Annotated in this window: 15 protein-coding genes, 2 tRNA genes, 1 rRNA gene and 1 pseudogene; 2 read left to right on the top strand and 17 right to left on the bottom strand. The window is 33.4% G+C overall.

From position 1 onward, the window contains the following. Position 1: 1 nt before the first annotated feature. The 14 genes and pseudogenes from ACHRVZ_RS05900 to ACHRVZ_RS05965 all read right to left on the bottom strand — a co-directional run bounded on the left by ACHRVZ_RS05900 (position 2) and on the right by ACHRVZ_RS05965 (position 17573). Positions 2-1012, bottom strand: coding sequence for a GntR family transcriptional regulator (locus ACHRVZ_RS05900; RefSeq protein ID WP_395421264.1), 1011 nt, complete (start codon positions 1010-1012; stop codon positions 2-4). A gap of 316 nt (positions 1013-1328) precedes the next feature. Beyond that, the gene (locus tag ACHRVZ_RS05905) at positions 1329-3053 is read right to left on the bottom strand and encodes a glycoside hydrolase family 43 protein (RefSeq protein WP_395421265.1); all 1725 of its coding nucleotides are present in this window, start codon (positions 3051-3053) and stop codon (positions 1329-1331) included. 25 nt (positions 3054-3078) lie between these two features. Then, a complete protein-coding gene (locus ACHRVZ_RS05910) occupies positions 3079-4113 on the bottom strand; it encodes a glycoside hydrolase family 43 protein (protein WP_395421266.1) in 1035 nt (344 codons plus the stop codon). Positions 4114-4139: 26 nt separating this feature from the next. After that, positions 4140-5573: an MFS transporter gene (locus ACHRVZ_RS05915; protein WP_395421267.1), complete on the bottom strand. Its 1434-nt coding sequence runs from the start codon at positions 5571-5573 to the stop codon at positions 4140-4142. A 310-nt stretch (positions 5574-5883) separates the two neighbouring features. Further along, positions 5884-6999, bottom strand: coding sequence for an endo-1,4-beta-xylanase (locus tag ACHRVZ_RS05920; protein WP_395421268.1), 1116 nt, complete (start codon positions 6997-6999; stop codon positions 5884-5886). 75 nt (positions 7000-7074) lie between these two features. Next, positions 7075-9933 carry a glycosyl hydrolase 115 family protein gene (locus ACHRVZ_RS05925; protein WP_395421270.1) on the bottom strand — a complete coding sequence of 953 codons (2859 nt, stop codon included), beginning with the start codon at positions 9931-9933 and terminating at the stop codon, positions 7075-7077. A gap of 124 nt (positions 9934-10057) precedes the next feature. After that, the gene (gene uxuA / locus ACHRVZ_RS05930) at positions 10058-11209 is read right to left on the bottom strand and encodes a mannonate dehydratase (protein ID WP_395421271.1); all 1152 of its coding nucleotides are present in this window, start codon (positions 11207-11209) and stop codon (positions 10058-10060) included. A 39-nt stretch (positions 11210-11248) separates the two neighbouring features. Further along, entirely contained in the window at positions 11249-11986 is a 738-nt protein-coding gene (locus tag ACHRVZ_RS05935) for an SDR family NAD(P)-dependent oxidoreductase (RefSeq protein WP_395421272.1), read from the bottom strand. A gap of 18 nt (positions 11987-12004) precedes the next feature. Then, positions 12005-14155 carry an alpha-glucuronidase family glycosyl hydrolase gene (locus ACHRVZ_RS05940; RefSeq protein WP_395421273.1) on the bottom strand — a complete coding sequence of 717 codons (2151 nt, stop codon included), beginning with the start codon at positions 14153-14155 and terminating at the stop codon, positions 12005-12007. Positions 14156-14313: 158 nt separating this feature from the next. Beyond that, positions 14314-14397: pseudogene (locus ACHRVZ_RS05945) on the bottom strand (hypothetical protein); the annotation flags it as partial. 61 nt (positions 14398-14458) lie between these two features. Then, a complete protein-coding gene (locus tag ACHRVZ_RS05950) occupies positions 14459-15004 on the bottom strand; it encodes a YbhB/YbcL family Raf kinase inhibitor-like protein (RefSeq protein ID WP_395421274.1) in 546 nt (181 codons plus the stop codon). Between the two features lie 86 nt (positions 15005-15090). Beyond that, a complete protein-coding gene (locus ACHRVZ_RS05955) occupies positions 15091-15927 on the bottom strand; it encodes a helix-turn-helix domain-containing protein (RefSeq protein WP_395421275.1) in 837 nt (278 codons plus the stop codon). A gap of 4 nt (positions 15928-15931) precedes the next feature. Then, positions 15932-16987 carry a LacI family DNA-binding transcriptional regulator gene (locus ACHRVZ_RS05960; RefSeq protein WP_395421276.1) on the bottom strand — a complete coding sequence of 352 codons (1056 nt, stop codon included), beginning with the start codon at positions 16985-16987 and terminating at the stop codon, positions 15932-15934. A 148-nt stretch (positions 16988-17135) separates the two neighbouring features. Next, entirely contained in the window at positions 17136-17573 is a 438-nt protein-coding gene (locus ACHRVZ_RS05965; protein ID WP_395421277.1) for a PepSY-like domain-containing protein, read from the bottom strand. Positions 17574-17697: 124 nt separating this feature from the next. On the opposite strand from ACHRVZ_RS05965, the gene ACHRVZ_RS05970 reads away from it, so the two are divergent. Both ACHRVZ_RS05970 and ACHRVZ_RS05975 read left to right on the top strand, forming a co-directional pair. Further along, positions 17698-18207, top strand: a complete 510-nt coding sequence (locus ACHRVZ_RS05970) for a GNAT family N-acetyltransferase (RefSeq protein ID WP_395421278.1) — start codon at positions 17698-17700, stop codon at positions 18205-18207. A gap of 68 nt (positions 18208-18275) precedes the next feature. Continuing rightward, positions 18276-19295: a proline-specific peptidase family protein gene (locus ACHRVZ_RS05975; protein WP_395421280.1), complete on the top strand. Its 1020-nt coding sequence runs from the start codon at positions 18276-18278 to the stop codon at positions 19293-19295. Between the two features lie 277 nt (positions 19296-19572). Here ACHRVZ_RS05975 and ACHRVZ_RS05980 read toward each other — a convergent pair. The 3 genes from ACHRVZ_RS05980 to rrf form a co-directional block, all read right to left on the bottom strand. Further along, positions 19573-19658, bottom strand: a tRNA-Leu gene (locus ACHRVZ_RS05980). A gap of 6 nt (positions 19659-19664) precedes the next feature. After that, positions 19665-19737 (bottom strand) — tRNA-Phe (locus tag ACHRVZ_RS05985). Positions 19738-19790: 53 nt separating this feature from the next. Further along, positions 19791-19900, bottom strand: a 5S ribosomal RNA gene (gene rrf, locus ACHRVZ_RS05990). Positions 19901-19904: the final 4 nt, after the last annotated feature.

The following is a 19904-nucleotide window of genomic DNA, read 5'->3' on the forward strand; positions in this document are numbered from 1 at the left end:
CTTATAATGATTCTCTTAATATTAAATTCGTTGATACATAACTCTGAACAACCTCATCGTTTGCGATAAATGCTGCCGCTTTTGTTCCTAATGCTGCAAAATCAGTTGATACAACTGAGATTCCTTTATATATAAATTTCTTCATTGGCGTTTCATTGTAAGACAAAAAACCAACATCAGTTCCGGGCTCTAATTCTTTCTCTTTGCACTGTTCTAAAAAATGCCCCAAAATTCTATCACTCACACTGATATAGGCAATTCCTTTTTCGATATCGAACTTTTTTGGATCAGTAACAACTTCGTAATCAAAATTAAAATCGACACAAAACTTTTTAAAAAACTCCAATGTCTCTTTTGGGTGATTGGTATAATTTGGATAAATAAATTGTATGTTTTTATACTTTTTAAACAAATCAACCGCATTTTCTAAAGCATTGTAAAACGCTTTTCCAAAATCCTGAAAAATATAATTGTTTTGTTTTTCTGTGTGTATGTTCCAATCAATCAATAATAACTTTTCATTTGCAATTACAGACAAAGTTGGCGACACCTCTTTATGATCAAAATTCATCACCACGTATTTATAATACTTCCCTACACTATTGTTAATGATCGTTTTAAAAACATCAATATTATAATGATGAAATTGTACATCTGTAATAACATTATCAGCAAGATTATTTACAAACGAATGATACAATACCTCTTTATAAGCTTTAAAAGTATCCAACACCAAAAGCACTTTTCTGGTCTCGCCTGAAACGTAATATCCTTTATTAGGCACCGAATCAATTGTGTTTTGATCTTTTAAAATAGTATAAGCTTTAAAAACCGTATCTCTCGACAACTGATTCGTTTTACAAATACTATTTACCGAAGGAAGCAAATCTCCTTTTTGTAAAATATTCTCCGCAATGGCATTGTTTATTCCGTTTACCAATTGCTGGTACTTCGGAATATCACTATCGTGATTTATTGTAAATACAAATTTTTCCTGTTCTTCGTTTAGCATACTGTTCCGTTCTGTTCTGGTATGCTAAAATAAGTAATTGTTAGTTATAAAAAAATAGTTTTTCTACTAAAATTGTTAATTCTTTCTAATCTCACATAATTGGGGCGTGTCCCTCCGGGTCGGGCTATACACTTCAAGTCCGCGCACTTCCTTCGTCAGGCTGTGGGCTTTTCGCTGCTATCCCTCACGCAAACCGTTTTTAAACACAATCTTGTCATTTCGAGGAACTAAGCATCTCACTTATTAGATCAATTTATGCTTTCCATTATGGGATTGCTTCGTTCCTCGCAATGACAAACTGGACGAAAAAGTCTTTCTAAAAATGTTTAGTAGAAGTATACATTGCCAAATACGTTCCAACAAATCCCCCCGCTTCCTTCGTACTTAATATTACTCCATCAATATCTTTTGCAAGTAATATCCATACTCCTTTTTCTGTTGTTTTATAATAGAAATCATAAAATCTTGCTTTGCCTTCAATTTTTACAAAAAGCGAAACTGCGTTATCTTCAAGCTCCTTTTTTGAAACGATTTCAGATTTATCTTTTGCCGTTTTTTCTAAATAAACTTCTTGTTTTCCATTAGCATTTAGTCTTTTCCCAATTAATAGATAATACTTTTCATTTTGAAACGCCACTAAACCTGCAGTTCCCAAAGTATCCTTAGGCGTATATTCTAATTTTGTCGAAGCTTCAAATTTTAAATGCTGTTGCTTTCTTCCAATAAATGAAAAATTAGTTTCAGTATGAATCGATTCTTTGCGAGGTTTTATTAATAATTTCCCATTCTTCAAATCATACCATTTTTCAGAAGGCGTTCGGATAAAGTTCCATTTTAAACCCAATTTACTATTTTCAAAATCATCGTGCCAAACAAAATTCCCACTCATTGGTTCCGTTTTTTCTTTTGAAAGAGGCAAATTAGGCCTTTTATTAATCATCGGAATGGCTTTGTTTCCATCTACAATTGTTGGCCAATCATTTTTCCATTCTACCGGCATCATAAAAGTTTCTCTTCCTGTATTGTATAAATCCATTCCGTAAGGTCTGCAGCCCAAAAATACTGCCCACCAATCTCCGTTAGGCAATTCTACAAAATCAGCATGTCCCGTTGTCGAAACTTCATTTTTACGATTAGGATCCAAATGCAATTGTGTCATAATTGGATTATCACCGTAGCTTTCATAAGGTCCATAAATATTTTTACTTCTAAAAACGACTTCCGAATGGTTGAAACCCGTTCCGCCCTGCGCACAAATCATATAATAATATCCTGACTTTTTAATCACATGCGGGCCTTCTATCCAGACAGGCTTTTTAGACATGTCTGTTCCTCCATTTATCACTAATTTTGGTTGGCTCGCAATTTTTTGATTAGCCAAATCGTACTCGAACATATAAATAGCTCTATGTCCGTCGTGAAGCGAAATATTATTTGGAGGTGGCCCATTATGCGTGATATAAACCTTACCGTCATCATCAAAAAAGATGTCCGGATCAATTCCGTCTACACCTGGAATTACAATTGGGTTTGACCACGGACCAACAGGATTTTTTGCCGTTACGATAAAATTTCCCACTCCGCTCACATTCGTACAAATAACATAAAAAATTCCATTATGATAGCGAAGTGTAGGCGCGTACATTCCGCCAGACAATCTTGAATTACCAAAATTAGCCTGTTCAGGACGGTCAATAATATTTGCAATTTGTTTCCAGTTTACTAAATCTGTGCTTTCAAAAATGGGTAATCCGGGAAAATAGCAAAATGAAGAATTCACTAAATAGAACTTATCCTCCACTCTGCAAATAGTTGGATCGGGATAAAATCCAGCCAGGATTGGATTGAAATATTCTTTATCAGATTTGGATATATTCATGTAAGCATCATCTTTTCCTTTATAATCAAACCAATCAAAAGCAGCATAATCAGAATACACAACCGATTGTGATTTTTGAGAAATTTTTTTACACGAAGAAGCAGCAACCATCAAAATGATTACAGAAACAATTTTAAAATCTATTTTTTCTATTTTAAACATATCCTTTTTACTGATAAACAAAGTCTTAATCTAATAATCTTCTTATTCCATATGGATCTATTGTAACTATTGTACCATCTTCGAGGTAATCAATTTTGGTCACTTTCATACTTCTTAAATGCGTTACTCCTTTTGACAAACTCGAATCATGATAAAATAAATACCATTCATCCTCGACTTTACAAATTGAGTGATGCGAAGTCCAGCCAACTACAGGATTCAAAATTCGTCCCTGATACGTAAATGGCCCATACGGATTATCTCCAATCGCGTAACAGATAAAATGAGTGTCTCCTGTAGAATAAGAGAAATAATATTTGTCGTTGTACTTATGTACCCACGAAGCTTCAAAAAAACGACGATCATTATCTCCAGCTAATAAGATTTCGCCATTCTCATCCAAAATTTTAATTTCCTTTGGTTCCTCGGCAAATTCTAACATATCATCTCTTAATAACGCAACGATAGGTCCCAAAGCCGGTTCCTTACCAACTGGTTCTTCGTTGTCAGCATTATAGTTATTACTTCGGTATTTTTGAAGTTGTCCCCCCCAAATTCCGCCAAAGTAAATATAATGTTTCCCGTCTTCGTCTTCAAAAACGGCAGGATCAATACTGTAACTTCCTTTAATAGCGTCTGCTTCCGGTTTAAATGGTCCAACTGGAGAATCGCTTATTGCAACTCCAATCTGAAAAATTCCGTTGGCACGTTTAGCAGGGAAATACAAATAATATTTTCCGTTTTTATGAGCGGCATCAGGCGCCCACATTTGCTTTTCTGCCCACACAACTTCATCTACATGTAGTGCGACACCATTATCAACAACTTCAGATTGGATATTTTCCATCGAAAATACATGATAATCTTCCATACCAAAATGATCTCCATTATCATTAAATGGAATTCCGGCATCGATATCATGCGAAGGATAAATATAAATCTTACCGTTGAACACATGTGCCGATGGATCAGCAGTATACATATGTGATACTAAAGGTTTCGAAATGGCTAATTCATTAATTTGTTCAAAATTAATTTGTTTAATACTATCTTCAGGCATAGTGATATCTTGTTTTTAAATAATAATTAAGTTCTTCTTTCTTTTAAATCGGATTCTATTTGCACTTCCATTTTTTTATTAATCTTATAGAAAAACAATAAGGCAACCCCAATTAAAAATGGAATAGCAGGAAAAATGCTAACCAATAATTTTATTCCGTTTACTGCGGTATCAGTTTGAGTTAATGAATTTGGGACATAATGAAAATATCCTAAAAATAAAGTCGTTAACGATCCTCCGATACTTAAACCGGCTTTTAAACCTACCATCATAGCCGAAAATATAATAGCAGTAGCGCGACGGTTATTTAACCACTCTGAATAATCTGCAACATCTGCAATCATCGCCCAAAGAATCGGAATAGTGATTCCGTAGAAAAATCCATGAAAAATTTGAGAGAAAAATATCAAACCGATTGAAGTTGGCGGAAAGAAATAAAACGCCATAATAAACAACGTAGAAATGAATAAAAACAATCCGAAAATGTTTCTTTTCCCATATTTATCAGCAAGACTTTTAGACAAAGTAATTCCAACAATCATAAAGATGATTCCGCCGGCATTAAACAATCCAAATCCAGCTGAAACAGGATCATTTCCAAAATGATTCAATCCAATGTTTGACAACACATCCAAAATTGGCTGAATAAAAATAGCCAGCTGTTCTTTGTTTACATAATTCTCAAAATAGTACACATAAGCACCGCCTTTCATGGACAGAGTTATAAAAACCAAGGTTGTCAAGGTCAACATAATAACCCACGGTTTATTTTTCATTAAATCGCTTAAATCTTCTTTAATACTTGACTTTTGTTCTGGTTTTGGAATAATACGCTCTTTTGTAGTCAAAAAAGTGATTAACAACATAATGGTTCCAATAATAGCCAAAGCTGTCATTACTTTTTCGATCCCAATAGCTTTGTCTCCGTTTCCGGCACTTTTAATAATACCAAGCATAAAAACCTGAACAAAAAATTGCGCAAACATAACCGCCACAAAACGATACGACGACAAACTGTTTCTTTCTCGCATATCGCCGGTAATTACACCACTCAAAGCCGAATATGGCAAATTGTTACTGGCATAAAACAATAACAACAAAGTATAAGTTACTACGGCATAAATTACTTTTCCGTGATAAGAAAAATTTGGCGTAGAGAAAGCCAGTAAAGCAATAACTCCCAGCGGTATTGCAGTAATTAAAATCCAAGGTCTGAACTTTCCCCATTTGGTACTGGTTCTATCTGCCAAAACACCAATAATGGGATTAAAAATAAAGGCGGCAATTAACCCCACAACCAACATAATAATAGATGAATCTGTAGGTGATAATCCGTAGATATCAGTATAAAAATAAGCCAAATAAGTCATCAGCGTCTGAAAAACTAAATTTGCTGCTAAGTCACCTAAACTGTATCCTATTTTTTCTTTAATGGATAATTTTTGAGAAATGTAATTCATTATTGGTTTGTGGTTATTTTGGTTAGTTTAAATCAAAAGTGATTTAAGTGTTGTAATAATAGCATTTATTTTTATTCAATATACAATCCAAATCCTGCAGGTTTAAAAAAAATACTAAGCCTATAAATTATCTTCAAGCAGCTTTTTAAAAACCTTAAAAAAAGGTGTTATTCAATTTAAACAATCGGTTGTGTAAATTTAGCTAAAAAAACATATTATGCAAATTTACTTTGCTTTATTTCAATAATTATTTCAAAAACAACCGATTGTAAAATAATCCTCAAAAAGACCTCTGTTTTAGCTTAAAAAATTACTCTTTTACTTCTTTTAATTGCATAACACTATTGTATGCTTTTTTAGGCTGTAAATTTGTATCAAACAATAACGGATAATTTGTTCGTCCTTTTATTGGCCAATCATTCAGCCACGATTGTCCATCATGAACTCCCCAAAAAGTTACTCGGCTAATTTTGTCTTTGTGTTTCAAAAATAATTTAAAAATATCAGCATAACGTTGCGCTAATTTATCCTGAATAGAATCTGGAAGTGTCTCCGGATAAGGATTCATTTTAGGATTTCCTTCAAATTTCTGATTCACATCTGCTCCTTTTAAATCCCATGGATTTGGCAAAACAGTAATATCCAATTCTGTAAAAGCAACTTTAAGTCCTAAAGCCGAATAAGCCAAAATACTTTTCTCAATTTCTTCTAATGACGGACTATCTAATTTCCAGTGTCCCTGACTACCAATTCCGTCAACTTTTCCTCCGGCAGCTTTAATTTTTTTTATCAAATTGATTGCTCCTGCTCTCTTTGCAGGATCTTCAAGATTATAATCGTTGTAGTATAAATCTACTTTTGGATCTGCCTTTGCTGCCAATTTAAAAGCATCAACAAGATAACTTTCGCCAAGCGTATTCAAAAAAATTGATTTACGCAAAGTTCCATCGTCGTTTAAAGCTTCATTGACAACATCCCACGAATTGATTCTTCCCTTATATTTTGAAACTATAGTAGTAATATGATCTTTCATAAAAGCTTTCATTTCAGTACTATCCTTAATTTTTTCCATCCAAGGCGCCAACTGACTGTGCCAAATTAAAGTGTGTCCGTGAATGAACATTTTATTTTTTTCGCCAAACGCAACAAATTTATCTGTTAGAGCAAAATCATACTTGTCTTTTTGTGGATGCACAAACATCGATTTCATAATGTTTTCGGCTGTAATTGCATTGAATTCTTTACAAATCAATGCATCAACTTTAGCATCTTTTTCTTCAATTTGATCGGCACTTAAAGCCGTTCCGATATAGAAATCGTTCTTGTAACTGTTTTTTAAAGACGATGCCAATTCCGTTTTCTTCACATTACAACTGCCTAAAATCATTAGAGATAATAGTGGCAAACAATAGTTAATAAATTTCATATTTTTTGGTTTAATAGTTAATCGTTTTTCTCAATAGAGACCTAACAGATTTTGAAAACCTGTTAGGTCTTATCCTTATTCCTTTCTAAAACTTTCCGGTGGCCCCAAATAAGACTCCAAAACTTTTCCTTCTTCAGTCTCAATTACAATTTTCTGAAGCACCAAAGCAGGATCAATTCCGTAAAACTTTAATACGTGATTTCCAGCATTTCCAATTGTATGTGATGAAGTTACTATTTTGACATTATCAGCAACCGATTGAGCCCAGTTTTTCTCTGAATTATCCTGATTAAAATTGATTATTTGAGGCTTTTCATTATCAAAAGCAATTCCGTATTTTAAGCCGTCGCGAGTTGTAAAATTAAGTGTTGGCGAAAAATAAGCATGAACCTTTACACTTCCTTTACTAAAAAAATGCACATCATATTCCAATCTTGGAGATTGTTCTGAAATTTCAATTGGTTTAATATTCGAAGGTTTTAAAGTAACTCCTGAATCTGATTTTCCTAGATTACGAATTATCGTCCATTTTACTGAATCAGAATTTATTGCTTTTAAGTAATTCGCAGCTTCAATAGAAATACAACCATTGCTCTCTATAAAACCATGAACTTTATCAGACTTAATATTATTGATTTTTAATTGAAAAGTAAACTCTCGATAATCAGCAACAACCGTAAATTGGCTTTTGGTTATCCCTTTCGGCGCTTTTTTCCAATCAATATTTATTAAAATTCTTTGTTCTTTCTGAACTATGCCTTCAGTATTAGAAAAGAGAATCCAATTTTTATCGGAAATAATTTTAAATGAATAATTTTTCACTCCACAATTTATTAAATCGATGTATGTTGGTTTATTATCTAGTGAATTTAAATCCATTAAAGTAGCTTTCTTTTTAAGAACTCCATCCAAAACTTCTTTAGTACCTTCAGTAGCTATTACTTTATTGACCACTGGATTATAAAAAACGTAGTTGGTACCCGGAATAACATTTTTATCTGGCTGCTGCCAATTTGTATAACCAATATGTGTTTGTGACATCATGTGATTCCATTTGCCGTTTGCAAGTTTGGTGTGATAATAACTTGTCAGCAAACTATCTTTCTCAAACAATTCTTTTACTTTCTCTTTATAATCATTTGCCAAAAATGATCCTTGCTCGGTATATAAATAATTTTTAGCCTGGGCAACATATAATTCATTCAAATTCGAACTTGCTAAAACCGGAAATAAAACCAGCTGATAAAAAGCGTCTTTATATTCTGGTTTCAGTTTCTCGTTTATCGAATTGGCTTTTTTAACCAATTTCTGATAATCTGCTAAAACTCTTCCTGCTTCGTTATAATTTGTAATACTATAGGTTTTAGCATCTAATAATTCTGGTTTTCTTCTGGAATTGTATTTTGTATACAATTTTAAGATTTCAGCAATATCATCTGTGTTTTGATCTCCAAAATTTTCCTTTGCCCAATCTTTATAATATTGATCTAAATTACCTGCATTGAACTTTTCAGGATTCCAGGCCATGTCTAAGAAAAACTCAATCGGAAATTCCATTGGTTTAATGTCACCTACATTTACAATCCAGATTTTATCGACACCAGATTGGTACGCCAAATCCATTTGTTCCCACGTACGTTCAATTTGATTCGTATTAATCCATTTATAATTTCTCGGACCACCAACGTAATCGTAATGATAATAAATACCATAACCGCCTTTTCTGGGTTTTGAATCAAGTTCAGGAAGTTTGCGGATATTTCCCCAATTATCATCACACAACAAAAGCGTGATATCATCAGGAACAGTCATTCCTCTGTCATAATAATCCTGAACTTCTTTATAGAGCGCCCACATTTGAGGTGTTTCTTCAGCAGGTTTTTTTGTCACATCTGCAATGATATTTCGTTGGGTTTTTACAATATTTTCTAACAAACCAATTGCAGTTCCTTCAGTCATAGGTTCATCGCCGTCACCACGCATTCCAACCGTAACAATGGTTTCATTATTTCCCATTCTTTTAATTCCGTCTTTCCAGAAATTAATCAATGCTTCTGAATTGGTACTAAAATCCCATTTCCCGTTTGATTTTCCCCATTCAGCATGCGCTCTCGTTAACGGTTCGTGATGCGAAGTTCCCATTACAATTCCGTATTCATTGGCTAAAACAGCATTCTGAGGATCATCAACGTAAAACATTCTGCCCCACATTGCCGGCCATAAATAATTGCCTTTCATTCGCAGAATCAATTCAAAAACTTTATCGTAGAATTTCGAATTAAATCCGCCAAATTTTTCAAATGCCCAACCGGATAAAGCCGGAGCTTCGTCGTTTATAAAAATCCCTCTATACTTTACTTTTGGTTCTCCCTGCGTATGAATTCCGGGTAAAACGTGCAATTCTGATTGTTTTTTTACTGGAACATCAGCCCAAAAATACCAAGGTGAAACCCCTATTTGATTGGACAAATCGTAGATTCCGTAAATCGTTCCTCTTTTATCTGAACCCGCAATTACTAAAGCTTTTTTGATTCCTTTAAAAGGATTTTCTACAATTTGTGTGGTAAATTTTTCTAGTTTTCCACGAAGCTCAGTTGCATCAATTTTCCCTTCTTTGACTAATTGATCGATAATTTCACTTTTTCCAAGTGTCCCAATTATAACTACATAATCTGATGCTTCTGAAATTTTATTGATTCTTTTTGAATGTAAATCTGAAACCTGAAAAATATCATTTTCTAAATGTCCTGCAACTTTTGAAACACCTGAAAAATCATTTTGACTTACTAAAACAGAAGCCGTTTTTCCTTTTGAAACCAAAGGGAAATTTTCGGCGGAAGCCAAATACACTACATATTTATCCGGATTTATGGCATACGATTGTAGGCTGATTCCAATTAGAAAAAGCAATAAAATCAGATGGGATAGTTTCATTTTTAAACACATAGAATCATAGATTTTTTTTGCCTGCATAGGCGTTTCACTTGTTTAAACAAACATAGTTTACGACACATATCCTAACAAGTTTTAAAAACCTGTTGGAATACTTAAACGATATTTATAGATTCAATTTATAAGCAATTCCCATTTCTAAACCCCTTAATTCAGCAAGACCTTTCAATCTTCCAACTAACGAATAACCTGGATACGTTTCTTTTTCTTCATCAACTGTATGTAGAAACCCATGATCAGGACGCATTGGCAAGCTCACTTTTCTTTTGTTCATTAATAATAAAAGCTTCTCTACAATCACTTCCATTTTAGTATCTCCATTTAAATGTTCTGATTCTCTAAAAATAGTTGCGCTTTCGCGGAAGGTATTTCTAAGATGCAAAAAGTGAATTCGATCTCCAAAATCATCAATAATTTTCTCCAGATTATTTTCCGGATCTGCCCCTAATGAACCCGTGCAATAACAAAGTCCATTTTCTTTTAGAGGCACGGCATCTAAAATGGTTTTAATATCATTTTCTGTTGAAACAATTCGTGGAAGTCCTAAAACCGAAAAAGGTGGATCATCTGGATGAATTGCTAATTTTGAACCTAACTCTTCTGCAATTGGAACTATTTCTGATAAAAAATAAATTAGATTTTCTCTTAGTTTCGCATTATCAATATCAGCGTAATTATCTAATAACGAAAGAATTTGTTCTGCCGTAAAATTGATCTTACTTCCTGGCAATCCTAATAAAACATTTTTAAAAAGTAATGCTTTCTCTTCTTCAGAAAGTTTACTTCCAAATTGCAAGGCATTTATTTTCTCTGTTTCCGAATAATCATTTTCAGAATTTGGTCTTTTTAAAAGATACACATCAAAATAAATAAAAGCTTCCTGATTGTATAACAAAGCTTTACTCCCATCTTCATTAACGAAATTATGATTCGTTCGAACCCAATCTAAAATGGGCATAAAATTGTACGTAATAATTTTGATTCCGCAATCTGAAAGGTTTTTTAAACTGATCTTATAGTTTTCAATGTATTGCAAATACTTTCCTGTCGCACGCTTTATTTCTTCGTGAACAGGTAAACTTTCTACAACTACCCAATCTAATCCGGCATTTTTAATTATTTGTTGTCTTTCTTTGATAGCTTCAAGTGTCCAAATTTCTCCAACAGCAATTTGATGTAAAGCAGTTACAATTCCGGTTGCACCAGCTTGTTTTATATCGATTAAAGTAACGCTGTCCTGAGGGCCAAACCATCGCATTGTTTGCTGCATTTTTATCATGATAATCTTGTACTTAAATTAGAATCCAATACTATTTCCTCCATCAACAGGCAAAACGGTTCCGGTCGTATATTTTGATTCGCTTAAAGCAAAATAATAAACGGCGTCTGCAATATCTGAAGGCTCTCCCAAAAAGCCCATTGGCGTTCTTGAAAGCACTTTGTTTTTTCTTTCAGGGTCATTATCAAGTGCCGTAGAAGACATTTTTGTTTTGATAAATCCAGGTGCAATACAGTTTACACGAATTCCAAACGGAGCCAATTCTACCGCCATTGCACGCGTCATAGATTCAATTGCACCTTTACTTGCTGAATAGGCAATTACTTTTGGAATTCCGTATTGAGAAGCCATTGAACTGATGTTTACAATGCTTCCCGCTCCATTTTCTTTCATATTTTTTACCACTTCTCTGCTTACAGCAAAAACGCTTAAAAGATTGGTGTGAATTACGGATAGAAAATCTTCATCAGTAACATCCGAAAATTCTTTTTTAAGATTGATACCGGCATTGTTTACCAAAATATCGATTGGATTATTTTTGGTAATATTTTCTATCATTGCAGGAATTCCGGCAATATCGTTTAGATCGTACAAAACAGGAATTGCATTTGCGCCAATTTCTTTACAGGCATTTTCTGTTTTTTCTTTTGATCTTCCAATTATATAAGTTGTGATTCCGTTATCACATAATTTCTTTGCTGTTGCAAATCCCAAACCCGAATTTCCTCCGGTTACAATTGCTGTTTTTTTGCTCATTTTTTTTATTTTGTATGATTAATTTCCGGGTGCAAATGGAAATTTTAATGATTTAAAATATTCTAAAGTTTGTGTTGGCTTCTCAACTCCCGCAGGTAATTCTTTTCCTGAATATTGTTGAAAATAAAGCAAGCAGGCATCTCTCCACCATTTCGCCTCTTTATATTGAATTTCTAACAACATTTGAACTTCTTTAAAACGTTCGTTATCAACATATTTCTCCGCTTTATTCCAGATATTTTGCATGTCTTTAACCTGATTTACTCCTTCTTGGTATTTTAAAGCCATACCATTCCAAAGCGTTTGACCACTTTTCAGTTTATAATCCCAGGAAACATGATGAAACCATAATAAATCTTTTTCAGGGCAGGTTTCGAGATTATCAAAGATTTTTCCAACTTCAGTTGCATATTGTGCCGTCGCATTTGTTCCGGTTTTAGATCGGTCGAAACCAATTCCGTTCTTGTCAGCTTTGTGATAATAAGTTGGATTCCATTCCGGTCTGGATAAATCTGAAACCCACGGGCCAGGACCATAGTGATGTCCTGTATCCATAATATGATGCAAACCAAGTGGTGTCATATAATTTACAACCGCTTCGCGAGATTCCATCATCATATTCTTAACTGGTTTAATAAAATTTTCGTCATTTGAAAAAGTACATCTTAACCATTCATCAGCAATAACTTCAGAATCCAAATAGGGGTTCCATGCTAATCTCCCAAAGCCATACCAATTTGCCTGTGCAAAAGGATGTCCAGTCCAGTTTAAATCATTTCCTATGTTTGATACACCTGCAATTCCGGTAAGTTTTTGCGGGCTTAGAGAACCATCAATTACTTTGGCAACAGTCGAACCTTTTCCTTTTTGATAAGTATCTGATTCTAAAACTTCCTGAAACAATTTAGGCAGAAAAACCAAATGTGTACTAAAGCCTAAATATTCCTGTGTAATTTGAAACTCCATCATTAAAGGTGTTTTTGACATCCCACCAAACAAGGGATGAAAAGGTTCTCTTGGCTGAAAATCTATCGCTCCATTTTTCACTTGAACAATTACATTGTCTTTAAACTTTCCATCATAAGGCTGAAACTCGGCGTAAGCTTGTTTTGCACGATCATTTGCATCATGTTCTGAATATACGAATGCTCTCCACATTATCACACCTCCAAAAGGTGCAACTGCATCGGCAAGCATGTTCGCTCCATCAACATGATCCCTTCCGTAATTTTGAGGCCCGGGCTGACCTTCAGAATTTGCTTTTACAAGAAATCCTCCAAAATCTGGAATTCTCTTATAGATTTCTTTCACTTTTTCTTTCCACCAATTTGCCACGCTAGCATCTTTAGGATCGGCCGTTTTTAATCCTCCAATTTCTATTGGAGCCGAGAAGCGAGCCGTTAAATAAACTTTTATTCCATAAGGTCTAAACACATTTGCCAATGCTTCAACTTTCTCCAAATATAATGGCGTTAATATTAAAGCATTTGCATTTACGTTAGTCAAAACCGTTCCGTTAATTCCAATTGAGGCATTTGCTCTCGCATAATCAACATAACGTTGATCGATAAAATCAGGTAATTTTTGCCAATTCCATAAAGAGAAACCTGCGTACCCACGTTCAACAGTTCTATCTAAATTATCCCAGTGATTTAATATTCTAATATTCGTTTTCGGAGCATCGACAATGTTCAGGTTTTTGATTGATCTATTAGTTTGCATTAGTCTCAAGAAACTATAAACACCATATAAAACGGCAACATCATTTTTTCCGGTAATAACAATTTGTTTTTTATTCTTCAACAAAACAGATTTTATAATAAATCCTTCATTATTTACCTTGCTAAAATCAGATTGAAATACTTTTTCCAAATCAGAATTTAAAGAAGATTGAGTCCCAACAATTAAATTATTTTCTCCTTGTATTTCTGATCTTATTTCCAACTTATTCCCAAGCATCTTGGATATTCCAGTTTCTAATTCAGTAAGAGAAATTTGTGAAGTTTCAGAATTTCCCAAAGAAACAATTCCCTGAAGATTGTTTTTGTATTCTAACGCAATTGCATCGTTCTGTATCTTATCATATTGAAGCCACAATTTATAATCCTTTTGAGCTGAAGCTGAAAAAGAAATGAGAAGAAACCAAAAAACAAATCTTAATGAAATCATTTACTATTTAATTTAATTTTTTTTCTAATTTTTCATTTGAGTGACATCAGTATTTTATATCTTAATAAAAGTATTTGATAAAATTTTAATCTAAAAAATACATTATTATAAATAAAACAACAATTGCAATCGGTTGCGTAAAAATATAGGATTGTTATTTAAGAAAAAAATTTTAGCTCTCTTTTTTTCAAAAAAAATATTCCGCTAACAAATAAAAGCAGGATAATTAAAAAAACTATCCTGCTTTAGTATGGTAAATTTCAGATTCAAAATCTTGAAATCATACAATGATAAATTTGAGTTTTATCTTTTGTAATAAGCAACAATACTTGCTTTTGCTAATGTCTGATTCCAAAGATTAAAGCCTACAACAGCCGGATTCGTATTTTCATCCGTCCCAAGTTTATCTATTTTAAGCGCATAAACTGTTATAATATATTGATGAAATCCGTGTCCTACGGGCGGGCACGGTCCACCAAATCCTTTAATTCCATAATCTGTAATGCTCTGAACTGCTCCTTTAGGAATTAAATTGCTCTTATTTCCAGCATTAGTTACCAATTCATTTACGTTTGCAGAAATATCAAATACAACCCAATGCCAGAATCCGCTTCCGGTTGGCGCATCAGGATCATACATGGTGATGGCAAAACTTTTTGTTCCTTCGGGAGCATTTTTCCATAACAATTGCGGTGATTGATTTTCTCCAGAACAGCCAAACCCGTTGAATTCCTGAATCTTTGACGCCTCTCCTCCTAAATCTTTGCTAGTTAATGTAAATGTTTTTTGCCCAAAAATTGTAGTGGTGAAAATTAAGGATATGACCAAAATTAAATTAACCTTTTTCATTTTACTTTGATTTAAATTTTAACCAAATTTAGATCCTGTAAAACAAAAAAAATGTAGAAAAACGATCAAAAACTATTGCTAAAAGCTCAAATTTTCTGATGTTGTTTCGGTGTAACGCCGTATTTTAATTTATAAGCCTGAGTAAAGCTTGACAAATTTTCGTAGCCGATTTCAAAATAAACTTCAGACGGTTTTTTCTGTTCTTTTTGCAGTAAATAATGAGCAAATTCCAGTCTTTTATTTTGAAACCATTTTATAGGCGACTCTGAATAATGTTTTTCAAATTCTCTTTTAAATGTCGATACACTCATATTACACAAAAAAGACAATTCTTTTAAAGTCAATTTATTCAGATGACTATTTTCCATAACTTGTATAAACTTTTGCGTAGCATTGTCACTGTTTATGGTTAAAGAATAAAGAAACTCAGCTCCATACTTTTCCATTAAATAAAACATTATCTCTTCAAACTTAACTTCTAAAATTTTCTTTTGGAGATCTTTTGAAAGTTTTAATATATCAACCAAACTATACACAAATCGTTTTAGAAATTCATCATAGTCAAAAGCGTAAACTGATTTACACACCATTGATTCGATTTTGTTCAATTCAATTTTTCTGACAAATCGCGACACCATTTCATTTGTAAAAAACAAAAGAACACTTCGATAATTCGATACGTCTGAGAGTTTTTCGGTCATCAAACAATTCCCGGATTTCATAACGAGAAATTTGGAATTATCTATTGCTAACGCTGAATTATCAAAAATAACTTCTTTTGTTCCTTCAATCAAAAAGCTAAAAATATTTTGATTTAAAGTGATTTGCTGTTTAGAAATCCCTTTGGAATTGCTGTAATCAAAAACCTGAACAAGCTGAGAACTTTCTAAACTTAATTCATCAGGAAGTATAATACTATGCATAATATTATTTCACGGTCGTCTCTAAAGATTTATTTTTATCGGAAGATTCACGAGCGAGCACTTCTGTATTTAAGAAAGTGATTTCTTTCGCATCATCGCTTTTTTGTGACTTCAAATTTTTAATGATAATTTCAGCTGCGGCTTTTCCCATTTTTTCAGCAGGATGTGTAATAGTAGAAATATTAGGATCAATAATTTGAGATATTGGATCGTTATTAAAACCAATAATTGCGATTTCATCCGGAACTTTTATCCCACGTTTTTTAGCTGTTTGCACTGCGCTAACCGCAATAATATCTCCAGGTGCAAAAAGTCCATCCGGAATTGGATCCAAATCAAATAATTGATTACTTGCCCTTACTCCTTCTTCGTACGTTACTGATTTCAAATTAATGATTAACTCTTCATCTATCGGTAAATTATGATCTTTTAAGGCTTCAATATAACCTCTTTTTCTTTCGTTATAAAGATTCCCAAACTCAGATCCCGCTGTTAAATGCGCAATTCGAATACAACCCTGTTCTATAAGGTGTTTTGTTGCTTTATAACCCGCTGAATAGTTATCGATGACAACTCTAAAGGTATTGTAATCTTTAGGAACCCTGTCAACAAAAACAAGTGGAATATTATTATTAGAAAATTGTTGAAAATGCGACGTGTCTCTTGTTTCCATTGCCAGAGAGCAAATCACACCACTTACACGATTACTATACAATGATTTAGCCATATTAACCTCTTCAAAATAAGAATCATGCGATTGCATGATAATAACCGTATAGTCAGATTTTTGAGCTGTAATTTCGATACCACTGATCAAAGAAGATAAAAAAGGCTGCGTAACGGTTGGAATTAAAACTCCAATCGTTTTGGTTTTATTTCCACGTAAACCAGCTGCCAAAGTGTTAGGCACAAAACCCATCTCTTCTGCTGTTTTTTTTACTTTCTTGATTGTTTTATCACTAATCGTATGATGGTCCTTTAACGCTCTTGAAATAGTTGACGTGGCAAGATTAAGCCTTTCAGCAATATCGTAAATCGTTACATGTTTATTTTCTTCCATAAAATAAATGATATGAGATGTAAATATAAACTATTTTATGACAAGATAATATTCCAGAAAAAAGCAGTTTAAATAAAAAAATGTTGCTACATTATTTAATCTTTAAAAGACAAATATCATTACAGCATTTAAATTATCAAATCGCATTTTACTTGCCCTTTTTATCTTTTAAAATTTTACCTTCTTTAGTAAATTCCAAATCGATATTGTTTGTTAAATCTACATCAAGATCTTTATGACCATAATCAATGTGTGTTATTTTTTCATTTGGATAATGTTTCGCCACATAAGTCTTAATAGTTTCTGGGATAAATGCAGTTGGAATCGGCCTTTTACCTCCGTCGACTTCACGATACGAACCATCTTTCCAAAACTCTATTTCAGTACCGTTTTTCAATATCACTTCGTACCCTTTTTCACCATGTTCGGCATCTTTTTTAGCAATGTCTACAATACTGTTACTAAAATATTTATTCAAAAAATCCTGTGCCGGTTTTGGTAGTTCTGTAACTTCAATTTTCTTTTGTGCGTTTGCTGTTATTACAAAACCTAAGAATAACAATACAAATACGAATATCTTTTTCATGATTTCAATATTTAAGTTTCACCAATTTACAACACACAAAAATGCATTCAAATCAATTTAAGAAACCTTTATTATTTTAAAACAAAGATTTCATATCTTGTAATTGATTATAATTAAAAAACTTATGACAAAATTCATTGATATAAAAATCGCAACTATTCAGGACCTGGACGGAATTATAGAACTTCAAAAAGCGAATCAAACTTCTCAAGGCGGAACTCTATCCGGACAATTAACTGCAGATCAGATTCAGGAAATGATGATAGATATGCCTCAAATTATAGCCGTTGCTGACAATGAAATTGTAGGTTTTCTATTGACTACATCTCAAACTGTTAATAATAAACGCAAAGTACCTATTGTTGATGCTATGTCTGCTTCTTATTCAGGTTCAGACGACTCCTATATTTACGGTCCAATTTGCGTAAGCCAAAATCAGCGCGGAAAAGGCTTGGCACAGCTTATGTTTCAGAAACTATTACGTCTGGAACCCAATCGCGAAGGAATTTTATTTATTAAAAGTGATAACGAAGCTTCTCTGAAAGCTCATGAAAAAATGGGAATGAACAAGGTGAGTCGTTTTACTTTTAACGATGCAAATTTTGATGTTTTTGCATATTTGTTTCCTTCATAAGAAAATACCTGAAAATTTAGACATTAACTCATCACACAAGTAAATAATCTACTTTAAACTAAAAACAAATGCGCTATAGCTTCATACTTATAATCTTAATACTAACCACATCCTGTAAAAACGAAACTAAATCGACTGTACTTTCGAACTATTTTACCTATCAACAAAATAACGATGTCGAGTCAGCAGGAGTAAAAATGATTCCAATAAAAACATCTGTCGGTGAATTTAAGGTGTGGACAAAGCGTTTTGGGAGCAATCCTAAAATAAAAATATTACTATTGCATGGAGGCCCGGCAATGACGCATGAATACATGGAATGTTTTGAAACTTTCTTTCAACGTGAAGGCTTCGAATTCTACGAATACGACCAATTGGGATCATATTATAGTGATCAACCAAAAGACAGTAGCTTATGGACCACCGAACGCTTTGTAGAAGAAGTCGAGCAAGTTCGAAAAGCCATTGGTGCAGATAACAGCAATTTTTATGTACTAGGAAATTCGTGGGGAGGAATTCTCGCAATGGAATATGCACTAAAATACCAACAAAATATGAAAGGACTATTAGTTGCAAACATGATGGCAAGCGCTCCTGAATATGGAAAATACGCCAATGAAGTACTAGGTAAACAAATGAAACCTGAAGTTTCAAAAGAAATCAGATCTATAGAAGCAAAAAAAGATTTCGACAATCCGAGATATATGGAGTTACTTATCCCAAATTATTATCAACAGCATCTATGCCGATTAAAAGATTGGCCAGATGGTTTAAATCGCGCAACTAAACATATTAATAGTGAAGTCTACACAATAATGCAGGGGCCGAGTGAATTTGGAATTAGTGGTAGATTAGCCAAATGGGATATTAAAAATCGTTTACATGAAATTACAATTCCAACCTTAATGATTGGAGCAAAATACGATACAATGGATCCTAAAGCTATGCAAGAGCAAAGTAAATTAGTCAAAAAAGGACGCTATTTATATTGCCCAAACGGAAGTCATTTAGCCATGTGGGATGATCAAAAAGTCTTTATGAGCGGAGTTGTTCAATTTATAAACGATGTTGATAAAGAAAACTTCTAAAGTTTTTAAATAAGATAACATAAAACGAACTGAATTTAATAGAATAAGACCTGCTTTTAACACAGAAACTTAGTTATTCTCTAAAATATTAATAGATTAGATTTTTATTTAAACAGAAAACTTACATCCCGCAAGAGGAAATTTCCCCATACCCAACGCAAAATTAATCTTTTGTTCGTTTATAATAAAAAATAACACTTTTATTGTGAAATTAAGAAATCATTCATTTTAGATCAAAAAAAAACTTCAACTAGCATTAGCCAATTGAAGTTTTTAGTACTCAGAGCGGGACTTGAACCCGCACGAACATTGCTGTTCACTGGATTTTAAGTCCAGCGTGTCTACCAATTTCACCATCCGAGCATTAAGTGGTACCTCCAGGGATCGAACCAGGGACACATGGATTTTCAGTCCATTGCTCTACCATCTGAGCTAAGGTACCTTACTTTTTAAAAATAAGAATAAAAAACCCTGTTATTAACAGGGTTTTTAAAAGAAAGGCGACGACATACTCTCCCACATAACTGCAGTACCATCTGCGCAGGCGGGCTTAACTACTCTGTTCGGGATGGGAAGAGGTGAGCCCCGCCGCAATAACCACCTTAAGGT

The sequence above is a fragment of the Flavobacterium sp. FlaQc-57 genome (assembly GCF_044007395.1).
In the GTDB taxonomy this organism is placed as follows: domain Bacteria; phylum Bacteroidota; class Bacteroidia; order Flavobacteriales; family Flavobacteriaceae; genus Flavobacterium.

What these genes read in the sequence shown, in the direction of transcription:
- ACHRVZ_RS05915 (WP_395421267.1), bottom strand. Translation starts at nt 5,573, where the DNA reads ATGAATTACATTTCTCAAAAATTATCCATTAAAGAAAAAATAGGATAC.
- ACHRVZ_RS05905 (WP_395421265.1), bottom strand. Translation starts at nt 3,053, where the DNA reads ATGTTTAAAATAGAAAAAATAGATTTTAAAATTGTTTCTGTAATCATT.
- ACHRVZ_RS05950 (WP_395421274.1), bottom strand. Translation starts at nt 15,004, where the DNA reads ATGAAAAAGGTTAATTTAATTTTGGTCATATCCTTAATTTTCACCACT.
- ACHRVZ_RS05965 (WP_395421277.1), bottom strand. Translation starts at nt 17,573, where the DNA reads ATGAAAAAGATATTCGTATTTGTATTGTTATTCTTAGGTTTTGTAATA.
- ACHRVZ_RS05920 (WP_395421268.1), bottom strand. Translation starts at nt 6,999, where the DNA reads ATGAAATTTATTAACTATTGTTTGCCACTATTATCTCTAATGATTTTA.
- ACHRVZ_RS05970 (WP_395421278.1), top strand. Translation starts at nt 17,698, where the DNA reads ATGACAAAATTCATTGATATAAAAATCGCAACTATTCAGGACCTGGAC.
- ACHRVZ_RS05955 (WP_395421275.1), bottom strand. Translation starts at nt 15,927, where the DNA reads ATGCATAGTATTATACTTCCTGATGAATTAAGTTTAGAAAGTTCTCAG.
- ACHRVZ_RS05925 (WP_395421270.1), bottom strand. Translation starts at nt 9,933, where the DNA reads ATGAAACTATCCCATCTGATTTTATTGCTTTTTCTAATTGGAATCAGC.
- ACHRVZ_RS05900 (WP_395421264.1), bottom strand. Translation starts at nt 1,012, where the DNA reads ATGCTAAACGAAGAACAGGAAAAATTTGTATTTACAATAAATCACGAT.
- ACHRVZ_RS05935 (WP_395421272.1), bottom strand. Translation starts at nt 11,986, where the DNA reads ATGAGCAAAAAAACAGCAATTGTAACCGGAGGAAATTCGGGTTTGGGA.
- uxuA (WP_395421271.1), bottom strand. Translation starts at nt 11,209, where the DNA reads ATGCGATGGTTTGGCCCTCAGGACAGCGTTACTTTAATCGATATAAAA.
- ACHRVZ_RS05940 (WP_395421273.1), bottom strand. Translation starts at nt 14,155, where the DNA reads ATGATTTCATTAAGATTTGTTTTTTGGTTTCTTCTCATTTCTTTTTCA.
- ACHRVZ_RS05960 (WP_395421276.1), bottom strand. Translation starts at nt 16,987, where the DNA reads ATGGAAGAAAATAAACATGTAACGATTTACGATATTGCTGAAAGGCTT.
- ACHRVZ_RS05910 (WP_395421266.1), bottom strand. Translation starts at nt 4,113, where the DNA reads ATGCCTGAAGATAGTATTAAACAAATTAATTTTGAACAAATTAATGAA.
- ACHRVZ_RS05975 (WP_395421280.1), top strand. Translation starts at nt 18,276, where the DNA reads ATGCGCTATAGCTTCATACTTATAATCTTAATACTAACCACATCCTGT.